This is a genomic window from Psychrobacter sp. Pi2-51, from assembly GCF_904846665.1.
GTDB lineage: Bacteria > Pseudomonadota > Gammaproteobacteria > Pseudomonadales > Moraxellaceae > Psychrobacter > Psychrobacter glaciei.
In genome coordinates this window covers 44,311-60,536 of sequence record NZ_CAJHBP010000002.1, presented here as the reverse complement: position 1 = coordinate 60,536, position 16,226 = coordinate 44,311, and the positions used below count along the sequence as shown (strand labels likewise).

Genomic DNA, 16,226 nt, shown 5'->3' with positions numbered 1-16,226 from the left:
GCATTTGCAATAGCCATAAGTTATAAACTATGAGCTACGTTTGCGACTTCGCTACCTTCTTAACCTTTCATTTACTTATCCTACGTGTATCTTAGCAAATCGATAGTTTTCCTCACACAGCTCATACACTGGTAACATTTCGCGCTTACCTTTAGTTCTAGACAGTCCCTACAATGTAGTTATCGAAATTAATAAACGAATTAATAAATAACATATAATTGATAATAAATTTAGGAGAATGATATGAGCTTTATTTGGATGATTATTGTAGGTTTGGTCGCAGGTTTATTGGCACGAGCTATCAAGCCAGGTAGTGACCCTATGGGCTGGATAATGACCATCGTATTGGGTATTGTTGGTGCTTTAGTAGGTGGATTCTTGGCCGGACTAATCGGCATAAATGCTGACGGTGGTTTTACTGGTCTAATATTCTCAGTAATCGGTGCCATAATCTTACTATTCATCTATGAGATGATTATGAGCAAGCGTCGTATCTAATCACGTTCAATGTGATATACGATTGACAAAAAAAGGTCTGGCGATAAGCGAGACCTTTTTTATTGTCTGGCTGTATTGCGCTTATCCATAGCGACATAAACACAGCGATATCAACAGGTGGCATTGATAAGCATTACTTTTGTCCCCATTTATCTTATAATAGCTCCACTATTTTATATTTATTATTGAGGTGAGCCGTATGGCATTACTCCCTATCTTAAGCTATCCAGACCCGCGCTTACGCACCCTTGCAAAGCCTGTCAAGGAAGTCACTGCTGAAATAAAAACCTTAATCGCTGATATGATTGAGACCATGTATGATGCCCAAGGTATTGGTTTGGCTGCCAGTCAAGTAGATCGTCATATTCAGCTCATCGTTATCGATTTGTCAGAAGACAAAAATGATCCTAAGGTTTTTGTTAACCCGAAAGTCACGCCATTGGTGGAAGAAAAGCAACCGTACGAAGAGGGTTGTTTGTCTGTACCTGAAGTCTATGACAGTGTTGAGCGCCCAAACAAAGTGCGTATTGAAGCCTTAGATGAGAATGGTGAAAAAATCGATGAAGAAGTAGAAGGCTTACTTGCCGTCTGTATTCAGCATGAAATGGATCATCTGAATGGGGTCATATTCGTCGATTATTTATCACGTCTCAAACAAACTCGAGCGCGTGACAAAGTTCGTAAAGTGCTCAAAATACGTGAAAAACAGGGCGAGCAATCCGCTGAAAAACAGCCGCAAACCACCAATGCTTAACACAACCCGTCTTTAGAGCGTTTAGGGCTTTTTTGCTCTACCATTCTAAAGCGACGCTATTTTTTATTATCCACCACATATTGTTTTTATTAAAGGTTTCCTACCATGACCATGATCAAAATTGACCAATATTTTGACCCTGCCGGCTGGCAGAAATTCACCAAAGCTGCCGAAGGTCGCGAAACCCCATTCTTAGTGGTGGACCTTAGCCGTATTAAAACCAAATATCATGAAATGGTTGGTTTTTTCCCGAACGCCAAGTTGCATTATGCGATGAAAGCCAGCCCTGCAGTTGAGGTCATTAATTTACTGGCCGAGCTTGGTTCAAACTTTGATTGTGCATCCATTTATGAGCTTGGCCGTGTCCTCGACTGCGGCGTTGAGCCATCGCGTATTTCTTACGGCAACACCATCAAAAAAGCAGAACATGTCAAATATGCATTCGAGAAAGGCATTGATTTGTATGCGACTGACTCAGAAGCCGATTTAAAAAATATTGCTAAGCATGCCCCTGGTTCAAAGATATTTGTGCGTATCTTAGTACAAGGCTCTGAGACCGCTGAATGGCCATTATCACGCAAGTTTGGTTGTCATCCGAATATGGCGATTGAGCTGTTGATTCAAGCCCGTGATTTGGGTCTGGTGCCTTATGGCATCTCATTTCATGTGGGTAGCCAACAAAAAGACGTTGCCGCTTGGGATGATGCCTTAGCCAAGGTCAAATATATGTTTGACTGGATGAAAAACGAAGAAGATATTAAGCTACAAATGATTAACCTAGGTGGCGGCTTTCCAGCGAACTATATCAGTGAAGTCAATCCGGTAAAAGTCTATGCTGAAGAAATCACTCGTTATTTGACGGATGACTATAATGACGAAGACATGCCAGAGATCATCCTAGAACCCGGTCGTTCATTGGTTGGTGGTTCAGGGGTGCTGGTCAGCGATGTGGTGCTCATTTCGCGTAAGTCAAACACCGACTTGACGCGTTGGGTATACACCGATGTGGGCTTATTCCAAGGCTTAATTGAAACCTTGGGTGAAGCGATCAAGTATCCGGTTTATACGCCTAAGATGGAAACGTCAACCAGCGAAGGTACGGTCGTGTTAGCTGGCCCAACTTGTGATTCAACCGATATCATGTATGAAGAAGCAGGCTATCAGTTGCCAGAAGAGCTGGAGATTGGTGATAAAATCTTTTGGTTGACCACTGGCGCTTATACTAACTCGTATTCGTCTGTTGAGTTCAATGGCTTTCCACCGTTAGAAGTGATTTATATTGACTAATTCTCAGTGAATGGTCAGAAATAAGAAAAGCGCGGTACTGTGATTCGCAGTGCCGCGCTTTTTTATGCCAAAAACAATATTAATCCATGCAATGCTACTGCACCATTATCCAGATTGGTGTACTGTTAGTATTATTCATAGCGCGATTACTTGCATAAGTTGAGCGTTGGGCTTGGCTATTCTGTGAAATCTGACCGATAGTCACCCACTGTCCACGTGGCACGATAATGGTACTATCTAAGCGCTGACCTTGAATGGCTTGATGACTATTTTGATCATAAGACGAATGAGAGCGCACGAGCCTCTCTTCAACTTGTGATAACTGCACTTCGACTTGACCATTGGCAAGCAGCCTTGGCGTAACGGCAATACCTTGGGTCGTTGGCAATAATACTTGCTGCTGAATAATAATCTGTCCCGACGGGCGATTATAAGTTGGGTAGGTATTAGTCTGAGTCAGCGCATAGAGCGTGCCTGTGCTGATACTCGCGGCACTGCCTGACAGCGTTTGCACTTGATATAAATTATTTGTTTGCTGCTGGCTGTTGCGCTGGTTGATCACGCCTGCGCCTTGAATACCGCGATTGGTGATAATAACTCGCCCTTGCTGGATGCTACCTTGGGTACTGCTATTATTGCCCACACGCACAACGACCGTTAACGCTTGTGGTTGGCGGTCAATTTGGCTCAATAGCTGCTGTATTGCCTGATAGTTTGCGGCAGTCGTGCGGAGTACCAGCTTATCCTGATAGGTTGCAACTGTGCCACCATCGCGACTGGTATTTAGCTGCTGACGAACTGATGGCAATAATGCATCGCCACCATAGGTATGAATGACGTAGGTTTAGTAAGTGGCCGCTTGTACGGTGGCTGGTAAGATAGCTATGATTACGCTAAAGGTCAGGGTAAATGCTGTTTGACGTACGTAGCTAGCGCTTTTGAGAGAAGTCAAAGCGCTACTGAGCTTAGCTTTTATAGTCAATTTAGCCTTATTCATACGCCTATCCTCACCATTATTCAGCGCCCATCAAACCAGCAATCAAGAAGCTATAATCACTCAAACATTAATCACTCAAACATTAATCATTCAAACTTTAGTCATTTAGACCCAAAACATCTTGCATGTTATATTGCCCGACTTTTTGCTGAATAACCCAAGTTGCGGCACGTACAGCACCAGCTGCAAAGGTCATCCGTGCGCGCGCGCGATGGGTAATCTCGACGACTTCACCGTCAGCAATAAACATCACGGTATGATCGCCAATGATTTCACCACCGCGAATGGCATGAATACCAATAGTGCCTGCTTCGCGCTCGCCTGTTTGTCCTTCACGACCATAGACAGCAACGTCCTTTAAGTTTTGTCCACGTGCTTCTGCGACCGCTTCTGCCATCATGTAAGCCGTACCCGATGGTGCATCGATTTTATGCTTATGATGCGCTTCAATGACTTCTACATCTGCATCATTGCCAAATGCTTTTGCCGCCATGCCGAGCAACTTTAATGACAGATTAACGCCTGTTGAATAATTACCCGCATAGACGATGGCAATTTGTTCACTTGCCTTTGCCAATACTTGCTCTTGTTGCTCATTGAAGCCAGTCGTGCCGATAACCATCGCCACATCGTTGGCCGCGCAAGTCTGCATATTTTGTTCAGTGGCATCAGGCAAGCTAAAATCAATCAGCACATCGATGTCATTTATCACTGTCTGCAAATCGTCGACAATTTGCACCTCTAAGCGTCCGATAGCAGCGACTTCGCCCGCATCCGCACCCACAAGGCTAGATCCTTGGCGTTCAATCGCAGCGTTAAGCGTGGTTTGCGTGTTATCTTGTACGGCTTCGATGAGCATACGCCCCATACGACCGCCAGCACCGATGACCCCGACTCTGATGGCTTGTTTATTTGTATTTTCTTGCGCTGTTATCTGTTGACTCATATTTTTATCCTAAAGATTTTATTATTAATAGATTAATTTCTGAATGCTATTTGTCGTAAGTTTAGCAAATATCACCGCCTGAATGGTTTTTTATACTTCCAATAAAAACCCCCAGTGTTTCATGTGAAACACTGGGGGTTTTGTATCTAGTCATTCAACCAAACGAGTGATTAAAACAACTCAGTTAATCGAATAAGTCACCAATCTTTTTAAAGAATGATTTTTTATGCGGTGACTGCTGATGCTTGCTATCACCGTCGAGCGTATCTTGGAATTGACGTAACAGGTCTTTTTGCTCGCGAGTCAGATTAACTGGCGTCTCGATGACCACACGGCAGATCAAATCACCTTTCATGGTCGTACGTACTGGCGTCACACCTCTGCCACGGACACGTAATAATTTACCACTTTGCGTCCCTTCTGCGACCTTGATTTTGACTTTGCCATCTAGGGTTGGAATCTCAACTTCTTTACCCAATGCCGCATCGGTAATGCTCACTGGCACGTCCATATAGAGATCGGCACCTTGACGGGTAAAGACATTATGCGGTTTGACGCGTACTTCAACGTATAGATCGCCATTTTGCACGCCTGCGCCGCCAGCTTCACCTTCGCCCGATAAACGGACGCGATCACCATCATCAACGCCTGCTGGGATAGATACTTCTAACGTGCGTGATTTGTCTTTGACGCCATTACCATGACAGTCAGAACAAGGGTTTCTAATCTGTTTTCCAGAGCCGCCACACTGTGGGCAAGCTTGCTGAACGGCAAAGAATCCTTGCTGCATACGAACTTGACCTTGACCATGACACATCTGGCAAGTCACGACATCAGAGGCATTTTTTGCACCCTTACCATCGCAAGTATCGCAAGGTGCAGGCGCGGTAAAGCTGATTTCTTTTTTACAGCCGCGCACCGCTTCTTCTAGGGTTAGCTCTATGACATAACGCAAATCCGAGCCACGACGTGAACGCCCACCGCCGCCGCCACGTGATTGACCAAAGATATCGCCAAAGTTACCAAAGATATCGCCAAAGATGTCTTGGAAGTTGCCGCCACCAGCACCGCCGCCACCGCCCATGCCATTTTCAAAGGCTGAATGCCCCATGCGATCGTAAGCAGAGCGCTTGCTTTCATCGCTAAGCACTTCATAAGCCATCGACGCTTCTTTAAACTTGTCTTCGGCATCAGGATCATCAGAATTGCGGTCTGGATGATATTTCATCGCCAGCTTGCGGTAAGCTCGTTTAACTTCCTTGCTATCAGCGGTTTTATTGACACCTAATACTTCATAAAAATCGCGCTTACTCATGGGCTCTCCTATCGTCTTTACAGTGCCGCCTGCTGGTCGATTCACCAAACCAAATCAATTATCGCCTTGTTTCTGCACTCGATTGTTCTGTTAGGTTTCACATGAAACATAGCAGAACACGAGCGAATGGAAGCAATAATGGTATGAATCTTTAAGCGAATACGGCGGGATGCTGCTTAGCCAAATCAATTATTAAAAGTTTGCGCTATTTATGGAGATAGCTGAGTAATTTATCAAGCTTTGACGTCATGAAATTACCGACTCGCTAGGTTTGGTCAGATTAAAAAAGATTTTGGTAGTAAATGGACAAAGCTTTTTATACCTGCCCAAGGTTAAGTCGTGCTAATATTTAGCGCCATATTGATGCCGATTAAGTTTGCGATAAGGTAAGAATTTTTATGAAAAAACTGCTGGTTTTATTGATCATAATTGCTGTGACCATCTATGCGGGCTCACCTTATTATAGTGCTTATCAGCTCAAAAATGCTTACGATGCCAAAGACGGTGCCGCTATCGCTGCCGCCATTGATTATGAGAAGCTGCGTCCAAGTATCGAAACTCAATTGACCGATCAATTTGCCAATACCATGACTCAATATCCATTGGTTGCTGAGCTGGGCGGTGCGCCATTAACTGACGCAGCCAATGGCTTTATCATGCAAGCAGTCGCTGGTGCCATCACCCCGCAAAACATCGAAAAAGTCATCAATACTCAAGGTCAAGCCAATAGCGCGACCAAAGAGCTGGCCGCTGCATGGGCTATCGCGAGCAATCAAGTCGACCTTAAAAACCTGATTCAAAACTTAATCATCCAGCGCGGCGATGTCAATGCAGTGGTTCAAAACCAAATGCAGCAAATCATGAAAAAACAAGCAGCGGAACTCGAGCAGCAGGCGGCACAAGGATCAGACAGCGACAAGCCAACATTGAGCTATTGCGGTATTAATTGCTTCACTATTAGCGGTCAAGTAAAAGGCTACCCGCTCACGATAGAGATGCAGCACGACGGTCTGATTCATTGGAAAATCGTTGATATCGTGTTGCCTTAATACGCCTGCTTTACTATTGCACTATCTTAGAAGTGAGATTGTCATGCCAACTCAAATAAGACCTCAGGGCATTCGCGCTCAATCTGACGCTCGTCCTCCAACCACGTTGTTAGATGGTGGAATGGGACGTGAGCTTGAGCGGCGCGGTGCGCCTTTTCGGCAGCCTGAATGGTCGGCGCTGGCATTGAGCTTGGCACCAGAGAGCGTTCGTGATATCCATTTAGATTATATAAAAGCTGGTGCTACTGTCATCACGGTCAATAGCTACGCGGTGACCCCTTACCATTTGGGCGATAAATTCTTTAGTGAGGGCGAACAGCTGATAGAAACGGCCGCCAAGCTCGCTTTTGAAGCTGTACAAGAAAGCAAAAAGCTTATTAGCGTAACCTCTACTGCCAGTGCTGCCCCTATAATAGCCCCCGTAAAAATCGCTGGTTGCTTGCCGCCATTGTTTGGCTCTTATCGACCCAATCTATTCGACCCAAAGCAAGCACCGGTGATAGCCCGTCCATTATTAGCCGCGCAGATAGATTATGTGGATATTTGGCTGGTGGAAACCCAAAGCAGCATTATAGAAGCGACAACATGGCAGCAGTTGATTACCGAATTTACAGAAAATGAAAACAAAGCGACGCCAAAACCTATTTGGATTGCCTTTACGCTAGACGACAGTCAGCTAGATACTACTGATGCCAGCAGCGAAGAAAAATTAGAAAAACCCACACCCACGCTACGCTCTGGCGAAACAGTAGCAGAGGCCGTTCGCGCCATGATGGCTCTGAATGTGACGGCAATACTATTCAACTGTAGTCAACCTGAGGTCATGGATTCAGCACTGCAGGTCGCCAAAGCCATAGTCAACGAAGCAGGAGGCGCGCAACAACTTGGTGTCTACGCCAATGCCTTTGCTTCCAAGCAAGTCCATAAGCAAGCCAACGCTCAATTGCGCCAAATACGCACAGACACCACACCTGAGCATTACCTAAAATGGGCCACACTTTGGCAAGCATCTGGCGCGGATATTATCGGTGGCTGCTGCGGGATTGGCGTCGAGCACATTGCCTTACTTGCGCAGCATACAAAAGATACACCGTAAAAAAGTGACGCTGGTGTTTATATTACAAGCTATCTTATAGTTTTCAAAAATCGCAACATTACCTATTCAGGATAATCTATAGCACTGCTGTGGTTGCGCCCGCAGCACGTTCAATTAATTGCGCCACTGGTGCGTCGGGGCTCAAGGTGCCAAAGGTCAGCCCGTGTTCGCCTGCAATACGCGAGCGGCAAAATTCTGTCGCGATGTCTGTATGATCTCCTAGCAGAAAAATCGACGCCTGTAGCATCAATGCCAAGCGCTCAATCACATAGCGACTTCGAAACTCAAGCGTCTCAAGATCCTCGAAACGTGCCGCCAAGCATTTAAGTTCGGCATCATAATGCGCATTCTTGCCAGCAGCATTTTGCAATTCAGCGAATAGGGCTTCGCGCGTTTCTGGCTCTTTGCGTAAGGCGCGCAGTACGTCAAGGCACTGCACATTGCCACTGCCCTCCCAGATAGAATTCAATGGCGCTTGCCGATAAAGGCGTGGCAAAATGTTCTCTTCTACATAGCCGATGCCGCCTAGACATTCCTGCGCTTCATTGATCAATACGGGTGCACGCTTGCATATCCAGTACTTACCAATGGCTGTCGCAATGCGTGCCAACGCAGTCTCATGCGGATCTTTGCCGCTCATTTCAACCGCGCGAGCAACGCGCATGGTCAGAGCGATGGCAGCTTCGGACTCCAAAGCCAAATCAGCCAATACATTGCGCATCAAAGGCTGATCGACCAGCAGTTTGCCAAAAGCCTCGCGCTGGCTGGTATGATGAATCGCTTGCACAACGGCTTGGCGCATCTGCGCTGACGAGCCAATCATACAATCCAAACGGGTTAACGCTACCATCTCTAAAATTGTGACGATGCCGCGCCCTTCTACACCAATCAATTCACCGAACGCACCATGAAACTCGACCTCGGATGAGGCATTAGACCAATCGCCCAGCTTATCTTTTAAGCGCTGTATCCGAACCGCGTTGCGCGTACCGTCGGGCAAAAAGCGCGGTACTAAGAAACAGCTAAGACCGCCTTCGGTCTGTGCCAGCACCAAATGCGCGTCACACATCGGCGCTGAAAAAAACCATTTATGACCGATGATCTTATAACTTCCATCCTTTTGACGAAGTGCTTTGGTAGTATTGCGCCGTAAGTCTGAGCCGCCTTGCTTTTCAGTCATGCCCATACCGATGGTACAGCCCGTCTTTTGTTCCATCGGTAGGCTACGTGGATCATATTCTGCTGATAACAGCTTGGGCAACCATTTTTCTGCCAGAGCTGGTGCATGGCGTAGCGCAGGAATCGCCGCATAAGTCATCGACATCGGGCAACCAAAGCCCGCATCCGCTTGCGAGCCAAGATACATCACCGCCGCCCGTGCCACATGGGCCCCTTCACGATTTTCATGGCGCCAAGCAAAGCTACTCATGCCGTATTCCATCCCAGCTGCCATCAGCTCATGATAGGCAGGATGAAACTCGACCTCATCTATCCGATGACCATAGCGGTCAAAACTGCAAAGTTTAGGAGGATTTTCATTGGCAGCAAAACCACTATCAATCAAATCGCCACCAGTACGAGCGCCAAATGCGCTCAGATGATCCTGCGCCCATGCTCCGCCTTCGCGAGCAACCGCTTCCATCAAGGCTATGTCTGTCTGCCATGCATTATAATTTTCTAGCGCAACCGGCTGATTGCACACCTCATGTGTATTGAATTGATTCATCATCGACAACATCCTTATTTGATAGATCGCTTTGGCTTGTACCTTCCATAGTACAATGTTAATATTACATATGAAATCAAATATTGTCAAAAATAGTAATACTTCTTGGCCAACGCCGCGCCTTCTCCTTTTGCGACTACTGACTGTAGCGGATGAGGAAACTTTGACGGCTGCTGAGGCCGTTCGCGCAGGTGCGCTATTTGATATGACCGAAAATAGCGTGCGCGTGACCATGGCACGGCTGACGCAAGCGGGACTGGTCGAGGCAGTCGATGCTGCTATTTATCGCTTGGGTGCTGAGGGGCAAAAACTGGGTGCTGATGTAGCGGCATGGTCGACGGCTGATCAGCGCGTGACAGAGTGGGACAACTCATGGATTGCTGTTACCACGGGCGGCCTACCACGTAGCGACCGCAAAATGCTCCGCGCCCGTGCTCGCGCGCTTTCTTTGTTAGGTTTCCGCGAGCTGGAGACCGGTCTTTATCTGCGCCCCAACAATCTATCGGGCGGCGTCGAAACCGTACGCGCGCGACTGTTAGATCTCGGCTTAGGAGAGGAAGCTGCCATCTTTAAAGCCAGCGCCTTTGATAGCGTTCGACAGGACAAGGCGTTGTCACTCTGGTCCGATATGCAGCTGGAAGCAAGCTATAAAAAAATCTCGCAACGGTTGCATGACTGGTCGGCTGCTAAAGATACACTACCGCGTGATACTGCCCTACGTGAAGTCTATATGCTCGGTGATGCTGGTATCCGCAGTGTGATTTTTGATCCATTGCTGCCTGCACCGCTGGTCAATGAGCGCGCACGGCAACAGTTTTTTGATACCGTCAGGCATTTCAATCGTGAAGGTCGTCGCCTTTGGTATGCGTTTTTTAAGGAAGGTAACTTATAAAAAAGGTCATTTTAAAAGTATTATAGTCAGTGAAAAGTAATATCGAACCATCACGCACTGCTGATATCACTTTTTCTTGCTTGCTGTGTCTACGCAGACATACGCAGACAGAGGCTACAAAAAATTGATATCAGCAATATCGTCGCGTTTTTAGGATATTTTGACTATATTTCATAGTGGACAGACGATAAGTTATTTAATGCCTAAAGGTTATTTAATACCTAGAAACTCTAAAAATTCAGGACTCTCAAAGCTCGCTTGGTAGAGTACGCCGTCCTCACGGTAAATAGCAGGCGTGGCTATGACTGCCAGTCCCGCCGCTTTTTCGCGATTGGGCGTCACATAATCAACATTACAGCTGGCAGCGGCTGGCGTCATTTTTCCACTCAGCATGGCTTTATTAAGGGCTTTGCGGCGGCTGTCCTCATCAGCTTGACACCAGATACCACGCATTTGCGCAGGTGACTGCTCATATATCGGATAAGCAATGGTTTGTACTGTGACGCCTTTGGTATTGAGCATAGGAAATTGTTGATGTAGCTTACGGCAATAAGGGCAATTGACATCGGTAGCCACATAGATAATGGCTTTTTCTGCGCTGATGGCTGGGTAAGTAATCAATTGCGACTCGTCTAAAGCGGCAAACACCGATTGATTTTTGCGTTTTTCAAACGTTTCATCAAGCCCGATAAACTGCCCATTTTCAATAACCGATATCTCACTGTCAGTGATGTATTGCGCATCGTCCGATAGCAAGAAAGGCACCCCTTCTAGCGTTGCTCCCCAGATAACGCCCGGCACTGCCGTATAAAAGAAAGGCGTTTTAGCGCTCATATTCTTCAGCGCACTCATATTGGCAAGTAACGATGATTTGACGGCAGCACTAACTGGCTTGCCTATTTGGTCACGATTACTGCGGACTGGCGTTTTGGTTACTACGCGCTTGCTGGGGTTTTTCTGTAGCTCGCCTTGGATGACATAGCGGCCATCCTCAGTGATATGCAATGGCAGCTGTCCTGCTAGGTTGACTTGATACATATTGGGCAACTTAGAAGGCACAATTGAGGTTATCTGCGTCTTAATCCCTGCTTGTGTTAGCAACTGGCGCAAGCGCTTGTCCACCGTCTGGCTTACCGTGCCAGCTGCTGGCGTGGTTTGCGCGCTTGAGCTGATTTTATTATTGGTAGCATCAGTGGCGCTCGGCTCGGCACAAGCTGTCGTCGCCAATAGTATCGCGCTCATCAAACCAGCAGACTTTAATAAAAATTGTTTCACGGAGACAGTCCCATTTGTTATAAAAGAGGTGTTTTAACAGACGTGTTCGGCAAGTTTCTTTCTCTAACAAGCATCCACTTCATTATGTAAAAACATAGATTAAAAAGATAACGGGACTTTAGCATATGCGCTAACTTTGACAGCGATTAAAAGGCCAAATTTGCAAAATTGCTACTGAGCTTTAAGAGACAGGCAATACAAATATAAATAGGTCAATATAGATAGGTCAATATAAAAAGGATACAGCGAGGCTGGGATAATTTTTTGCAGCCTCTGTCGGCGTAGGCACAGCAGGCAAGAAAAATTTGTACCAGCTTCGTGCGTTATATCGTGTATCTACTTTATTCAGTATCGACTATAGCTGAAAGAAATAACAGGCAGCAAAAAAGCAGCGCACTTTAATAGTGGCTGCTCATGTTAAATCTTATTTTCACAAATTATTTTAGGGTTCAATAAGGCGAAAATTTAGAATTTGGCGACTTCTTCTTCGGTTAAAAAGCGGCTATCCCCTTTATCGAGACCGTCTAAACTGATATGGCCGATACTGGCACGATGCAGCTCCGTCACTCTATTGCCAAAGTAGCCCATCATCCGTTTGACTTGATGATATTTGCCTTGCTCTAGGGTCAGACGGGCATGCGTCTCATCCATGAACTCAAGGACGGCAGGTTTGGTCTCTTCGTGATCGCCCTCTAGTAGAATTCCTTCGGCGACTTCTTTGACCGCATTTTCTTGCGCTGCGCTATCCATCGCATCAGCTAAAGTCAGCTCATAGACTTTGGCGTGCTCGTGCTTGGGACTGGTGACACGGTGCAACCAGCCGCCATCATCACTGATGAGCAAAGCACCCGTGGTATCGACATCCAAACGCCCCGCGATACGTAAGCTACCCAATTCTGGTACCGAAATCAGCTCGGTGACGATGGGGTATTCTTTCGCTTTTAAGGTACATTCAAAGCCTTCAGGCTTATGCAATAGGATATAGCGACTGCCCGCCGCGACCGACAGCGGCTCGCCTGCCCACATGACATCATCATTGACGATATCGACATGGACGCCAGGATCTTTGATTACTTGATCGTTGACCGTGATTTCACCCGCGTGCATAATCTTTTTGGATTCTTTGCGCGACAGCTCGGTGGCCTTACTAATAAATTTATCTAAACGCATACGATTGACTACCATCAGTGTTATGTTACCACTTCCAACCCTGCCGCTAACGGGATGAACTTAACGAAACCGCTAATTCTATCCGCCGCGCCAAGGCTACTAGATTAGCACTTAGGCGCGACTCGCTCGTTATCTTTAAGCGTGAGAAATGGTACTATAATGAAAAATTAAATGAACACTGCACCCAATATGGCGACAGTGAAAGTTAGACAAGTTTACCATATCCTACCTAGACCTGATGAAATATGAGCTATCAAACGCTAAAACGTGCCGTCACTGCGCGCCTAGAAATCAAAAAGTCTGATTTTATCGCTTATGCATATCCGGTGCACTCACGCGAGCAAGCAATGTTTCACGTGGAACAGCTACGCGTACAATATGCGGATGCCCGTCACTACTGCTGGGCCTACATCATTGGCGACCCTGATAACACCACCAGTGCAGGATTCGACGACGACGGCGAGCCGAGTGGCACCGCAGGACGTCCGATATTAAATGTCCTACAACACAAATCTATTGGCAACGTCATCATCATCGTGGTGCGTTATTTTGGTGGTATCAAGTTAGGTGCTGGCGGTCTGACCCGTGCCTATGCAGGTTCTGCGCAAGCGGCGGTCGACCAGATGACCTTAAGCCCTTATGTAGCCATGGCGCAAGTACAGATACTCGCAGAGTTTGCAACCGAAGCGCAATGCCGCTATGTGGTCGAGAGTCTAAACGGTCGTATTGATGAGGTCACATATAGTAAGCAAGTCACCCTGACCGTGACGCTCGCTGAGGCAGATATTGAGACTTTAAAAGAACGCCTTGCGATGGATGGACGGGTATTGGATGACCCTTAAACTATTGATGATTTTGAGTAACCAGACGTTCACTGAAAACCGTTGGTTTTCACCATTGCTAGCGTTATGATGACTCATTGCTTTTCAATGATAATTAAATAAGACCACCCTATGTCAACTTCCAAATCTACCAAACCTTTCTCACCTGCCCCTTTTAACCCCCCTTTTTGGCTGACCAATCCGCATTTACAAAGTATCTTGCCCAAGTTTTTTGCGCCAAAAACACCTACTTATCGTCGGATGGTGATGCAAGACTCACTAGGTGAGACCGATATCGCTTATGACTTTTATGATGCGCATCCTGTAAAAGCAACCGAAAATGGCGAGCGTGAACAGACACCTTTAATTGTGCTGTTCCATGGCATGGAAGGCAGTAGCGACAGCCATTATGCGCGCGCTTTAGCGTATCAAATGCATGCGCAAGGCTGGCATTTTGTGGTGGCGCACTTTCGCAGTTGTGGCGGTATTCCAGCCAATGGTCGAGTGTTTTATAATGCGGGCGATACCAATGAAGTGCATCACGCGCTACAAAATCTCAGCGAGCAATACGCCAATATTTATGCGGCTGGAGTGTCATTGGGTGGTAACGCCTTGGCAAAATATATGGGCGAGTATGGAGATAAAGCCATCTGCAAAGGCTCGGCTGTCATCTCTGCTCCCGTCGATATGTCATCGGCGGCGCTGAGTATGCACAGCTTTTTGAGCCATCGCATCTACACGCCTTACTTACTCAACCCCATTATCAAAAAAGCATTGGCAAACGACATTACCAAAGAAGAAATCGATGCGATCAAAGCGGTCAATCGTATCAGCGACTTTGATGATATCTTCACTGCGCCGCGTCATGGCTACCGCTCCAACAATCACTATTATCAATCTTCTTCTGCCCTTCCTTATTTGATCACTGTAACCAAGCCTTTACTATTAATCAGCGCCAAAGACGACCCTTTTATTGGCTTTACCGCCACCCCAAACGATGTGTCTGACAGCGTCACCATCCTCGACACTAAGCACGGTGGTCATATCGGCTATCTGCGTTATCGCTCAGACAAAAAACAGTCACAGAGTGAACAGGCAAAGGGTAAAAAAGCCAAAGTCTCAAAATTTGATATTAATTGGATACCCGAAACCGTTAGTGCTTATTTCAACTCTATTGGCGTACCTTCTAATAATAAATGATAATCTGACACGCTAAATCCTACCTTTTAACTTTTGAGACTGCTCTATGTATCCTTTTCTTCGCTATGCCAGTACCATCGCCTATGCCGCGCTGCAAGTAAAGAGGGGCAATACCTTAACGTTTAAAGATACCAGCGAGATTAAGTTGCGCTGCCGGTTGTCAGATATTGATAACTTCCTTGAGATGAATAATGGGCGCGTGCTAACCCTCTATGACATGGGGCGTACGGACTTTGCAGTACGCACCGGACTGGGCAAACAGCTATTAAAAAATCGCTGGGGCTTGGTGGTTGCAGGCAGTACCATTCAGTATCGCAAGCGTATTCGCGCCTTTGATAAAGTAACGATGAAAACGCACATTGCAGGCTTCGATGAACGCTGGATGTATATCGAGCAGTCGATGTGGGTCAAAGGCAAGCCCTGCTCGTCTGCCCTATTACGTACGGGCGTGACCGAAGGCGGTAAAGTCATCGAAACGGCACGTGTGCTTGCGGCGTTAGATCAGTCTGATTGGAAGCTACCGCCAACTGGCTATGTCGCTGAATGGATTGAAAGTGACAGTGATCGTCCATGGCCACCGATAGGCTAAGTAACTTAAGCAATACTATTTGATAACAATACACTATATAAAAAAGTATAATAAATGGTAGTCTATTAGTCAGTCAGTTATTTACTATGACAAAACGCTAATAGGAGAACCATATGATTAACACAACAGATTATGTCGGTACATTATTTGATAATAGTGAATCAAACCCAAGCAAAATTACCCTAGCTTTCACGATGGCAGGCGTGGCGCTTAAAAAAGGTCATTCTGCCTCAGTGATATTGATGGTTGATGCGGTGCATTTGGCATTGCCGAACGCTTTAGATAACGTCAATATTGGCGCACCATTTGAACCTGCTGGCGAGTTGTTAGAAGCCTTTATAGAAAAAGGCGGTCAAGTATTGGTCTGTAGCGCGTGTATGAAACATGGTGGCGTAGAAGAATCGGCCATTGATAAACGCTTCACGGTCATCAGTGGTGATGATGTGGTTGAGCTGCTGATGAATGCGAAAGGGTCATTGCAGTTGAATTAAGCTTTTTTAATAGTTCTAACACTGAGCTAGTTCTCTTGACTGTCTTTTCGATGGTTTTGAGAACTGGCTCTTTTTTTGTCTTAAGATTTGATTCTGAGCCATTTCGCGTGCTTATCTAGA

At 46.3% G+C, this 16,226-nt stretch carries 17 protein-coding genes; 10 read left to right on the top strand and 7 right to left on the bottom strand.

The features are described from left to right. Nucleotides 1–243: 243 nt before the first annotated feature. From JMY08_RS01410 to JMY08_RS01400, 3 genes are all read left to right on the top strand, one after another. Entirely contained in the window at nucleotides 244–498 is a 255-nt protein-coding gene (locus tag JMY08_RS01410) for a GlsB/YeaQ/YmgE family stress response membrane protein (protein ID WP_010197661.1), read from the top strand. Between the two features lie 199 nt (nucleotides 499–697). Continuing rightward, nucleotides 698–1,252, top strand: coding sequence for a peptide deformylase (gene def, locus JMY08_RS01405; protein ID WP_201589135.1), 555 nt, complete (start codon nucleotides 698–700; stop codon nucleotides 1,250–1,252). 111 nt (nucleotides 1,253–1,363) lie between these two features. Further along, entirely contained in the window at nucleotides 1,364–2,539 is a 1,176-nt protein-coding gene (locus tag JMY08_RS01400) for a type III PLP-dependent enzyme (RefSeq protein WP_201589651.1), read from the top strand. 94 nt (nucleotides 2,540–2,633) lie between these two features. On the opposite strand, the gene JMY08_RS01395 is transcribed toward JMY08_RS01400, so the two are convergent. From JMY08_RS01395 to dnaJ, 4 genes are all read right to left on the bottom strand, one after another. Then, a complete protein-coding gene (locus JMY08_RS01395; protein ID WP_227679560.1) occupies nucleotides 2,634–3,347 on the bottom strand; it encodes a hypothetical protein in 714 nt (237 codons plus the stop codon). A 36-nt stretch (nucleotides 3,348–3,383) separates the two neighbouring features. Continuing rightward, nucleotides 3,384–3,536, bottom strand: a complete 153-nt coding sequence (locus tag JMY08_RS13945) for a hypothetical protein (protein ID WP_227679559.1) — start codon at nucleotides 3,534–3,536, stop codon at nucleotides 3,384–3,386. Between the two features lie 97 nt (nucleotides 3,537–3,633). Continuing rightward, nucleotides 3,634–4,482: a 4-hydroxy-tetrahydrodipicolinate reductase gene (gene dapB, locus JMY08_RS01390; RefSeq protein WP_201589132.1), complete on the bottom strand. Its 849-nt coding sequence runs from the start codon at nucleotides 4,480–4,482 to the stop codon at nucleotides 3,634–3,636. Nucleotides 4,483–4,666: 184 nt separating this feature from the next. Continuing rightward, nucleotides 4,667–5,797: a molecular chaperone DnaJ gene (dnaJ, locus tag JMY08_RS01385; RefSeq protein ID WP_201589129.1), complete on the bottom strand. Its 1,131-nt coding sequence runs from the start codon at nucleotides 5,795–5,797 to the stop codon at nucleotides 4,667–4,669. 398 nt (nucleotides 5,798–6,195) lie between these two features. Between dnaJ and JMY08_RS01380 the strand changes: the two genes are divergently transcribed. After that, entirely contained in the window at nucleotides 6,196–6,846 is a 651-nt protein-coding gene (locus JMY08_RS01380; protein ID WP_201589125.1) for a DUF2939 domain-containing protein, read from the top strand. A gap of 43 nt (nucleotides 6,847–6,889) precedes the next feature. Continuing rightward, nucleotides 6,890–7,942 (top strand): homocysteine S-methyltransferase family protein, encoded by a 1,053-nt coding sequence (locus tag JMY08_RS01375; RefSeq protein WP_201589121.1) that lies wholly within the window; start codon nucleotides 6,890–6,892, stop codon nucleotides 7,940–7,942. Nucleotides 7,943–8,018: 76 nt separating this feature from the next. On the opposite strand, the gene JMY08_RS01370 is transcribed toward JMY08_RS01375, so the two are convergent. Then, nucleotides 8,019–9,671, bottom strand: a complete 1,653-nt coding sequence (locus tag JMY08_RS01370; RefSeq protein WP_201589106.1) for an isovaleryl-CoA dehydrogenase — start codon at nucleotides 9,669–9,671, stop codon at nucleotides 8,019–8,021. A gap of 67 nt (nucleotides 9,672–9,738) precedes the next feature. Here JMY08_RS01370 and JMY08_RS01365 point away from each other — a divergent pair, with 67 nt between their 5' ends. Beyond that, nucleotides 9,739–10,560: a PaaX family transcriptional regulator gene (locus tag JMY08_RS01365; protein ID WP_201589103.1), complete on the top strand. Its 822-nt coding sequence runs from the start codon at nucleotides 9,739–9,741 to the stop codon at nucleotides 10,558–10,560. Between the two features lie 210 nt (nucleotides 10,561–10,770). On the opposite strand, the gene JMY08_RS01360 is transcribed toward JMY08_RS01365, so the two are convergent. Together JMY08_RS01360 and JMY08_RS01355 are read right to left on the bottom strand one after the other, a co-directional pair. After that, nucleotides 10,771–11,835: a disulfide isomerase DsbC N-terminal domain-containing protein gene (locus tag JMY08_RS01360; protein ID WP_201589100.1), complete on the bottom strand. Its 1,065-nt coding sequence runs from the start codon at nucleotides 11,833–11,835 to the stop codon at nucleotides 10,771–10,773. Nucleotides 11,836–12,300: 465 nt separating this feature from the next. Then, nucleotides 12,301–13,005 carry a pseudouridine synthase gene (locus JMY08_RS01355; protein WP_201589097.1) on the bottom strand — a complete coding sequence of 235 codons (705 nt, stop codon included), beginning with the start codon at nucleotides 13,003–13,005 and terminating at the stop codon, nucleotides 12,301–12,303. Nucleotides 13,006–13,250: 245 nt separating this feature from the next. Between JMY08_RS01355 and JMY08_RS01350 the strand changes: the two genes are divergently transcribed. The 4 genes from JMY08_RS01350 (at nucleotide 13,251) to JMY08_RS01335 (ending at nucleotide 16,106) form a co-directional block, all read left to right on the top strand. Continuing rightward, the gene (locus JMY08_RS01350; RefSeq protein ID WP_201589094.1) at nucleotides 13,251–13,847 is read left to right on the top strand and encodes a YigZ family protein; all 597 of its coding nucleotides are present in this window, start codon (nucleotides 13,251–13,253) and stop codon (nucleotides 13,845–13,847) included. A gap of 111 nt (nucleotides 13,848–13,958) precedes the next feature. Continuing rightward, a complete protein-coding gene (locus tag JMY08_RS01345) occupies nucleotides 13,959–15,026 on the top strand; it encodes a YheT family hydrolase (RefSeq protein WP_201589091.1) in 1,068 nt (355 codons plus the stop codon). Between the two features lie 46 nt (nucleotides 15,027–15,072). Continuing rightward, nucleotides 15,073–15,615 carry an acyl-CoA thioesterase gene (locus tag JMY08_RS01340; RefSeq protein WP_201589088.1) on the top strand — a complete coding sequence of 181 codons (543 nt, stop codon included), beginning with the start codon at nucleotides 15,073–15,075 and terminating at the stop codon, nucleotides 15,613–15,615. A 113-nt stretch (nucleotides 15,616–15,728) separates the two neighbouring features. After that, complete coding sequence (locus tag JMY08_RS01335; RefSeq protein WP_010197632.1) at nucleotides 15,729–16,106, top strand: DsrE family protein; 378 nt, start codon at nucleotides 15,729–15,731, stop codon at nucleotides 16,104–16,106. The last annotated feature ends 120 nt before the right edge of the window (nucleotides 16,107–16,226 follow it).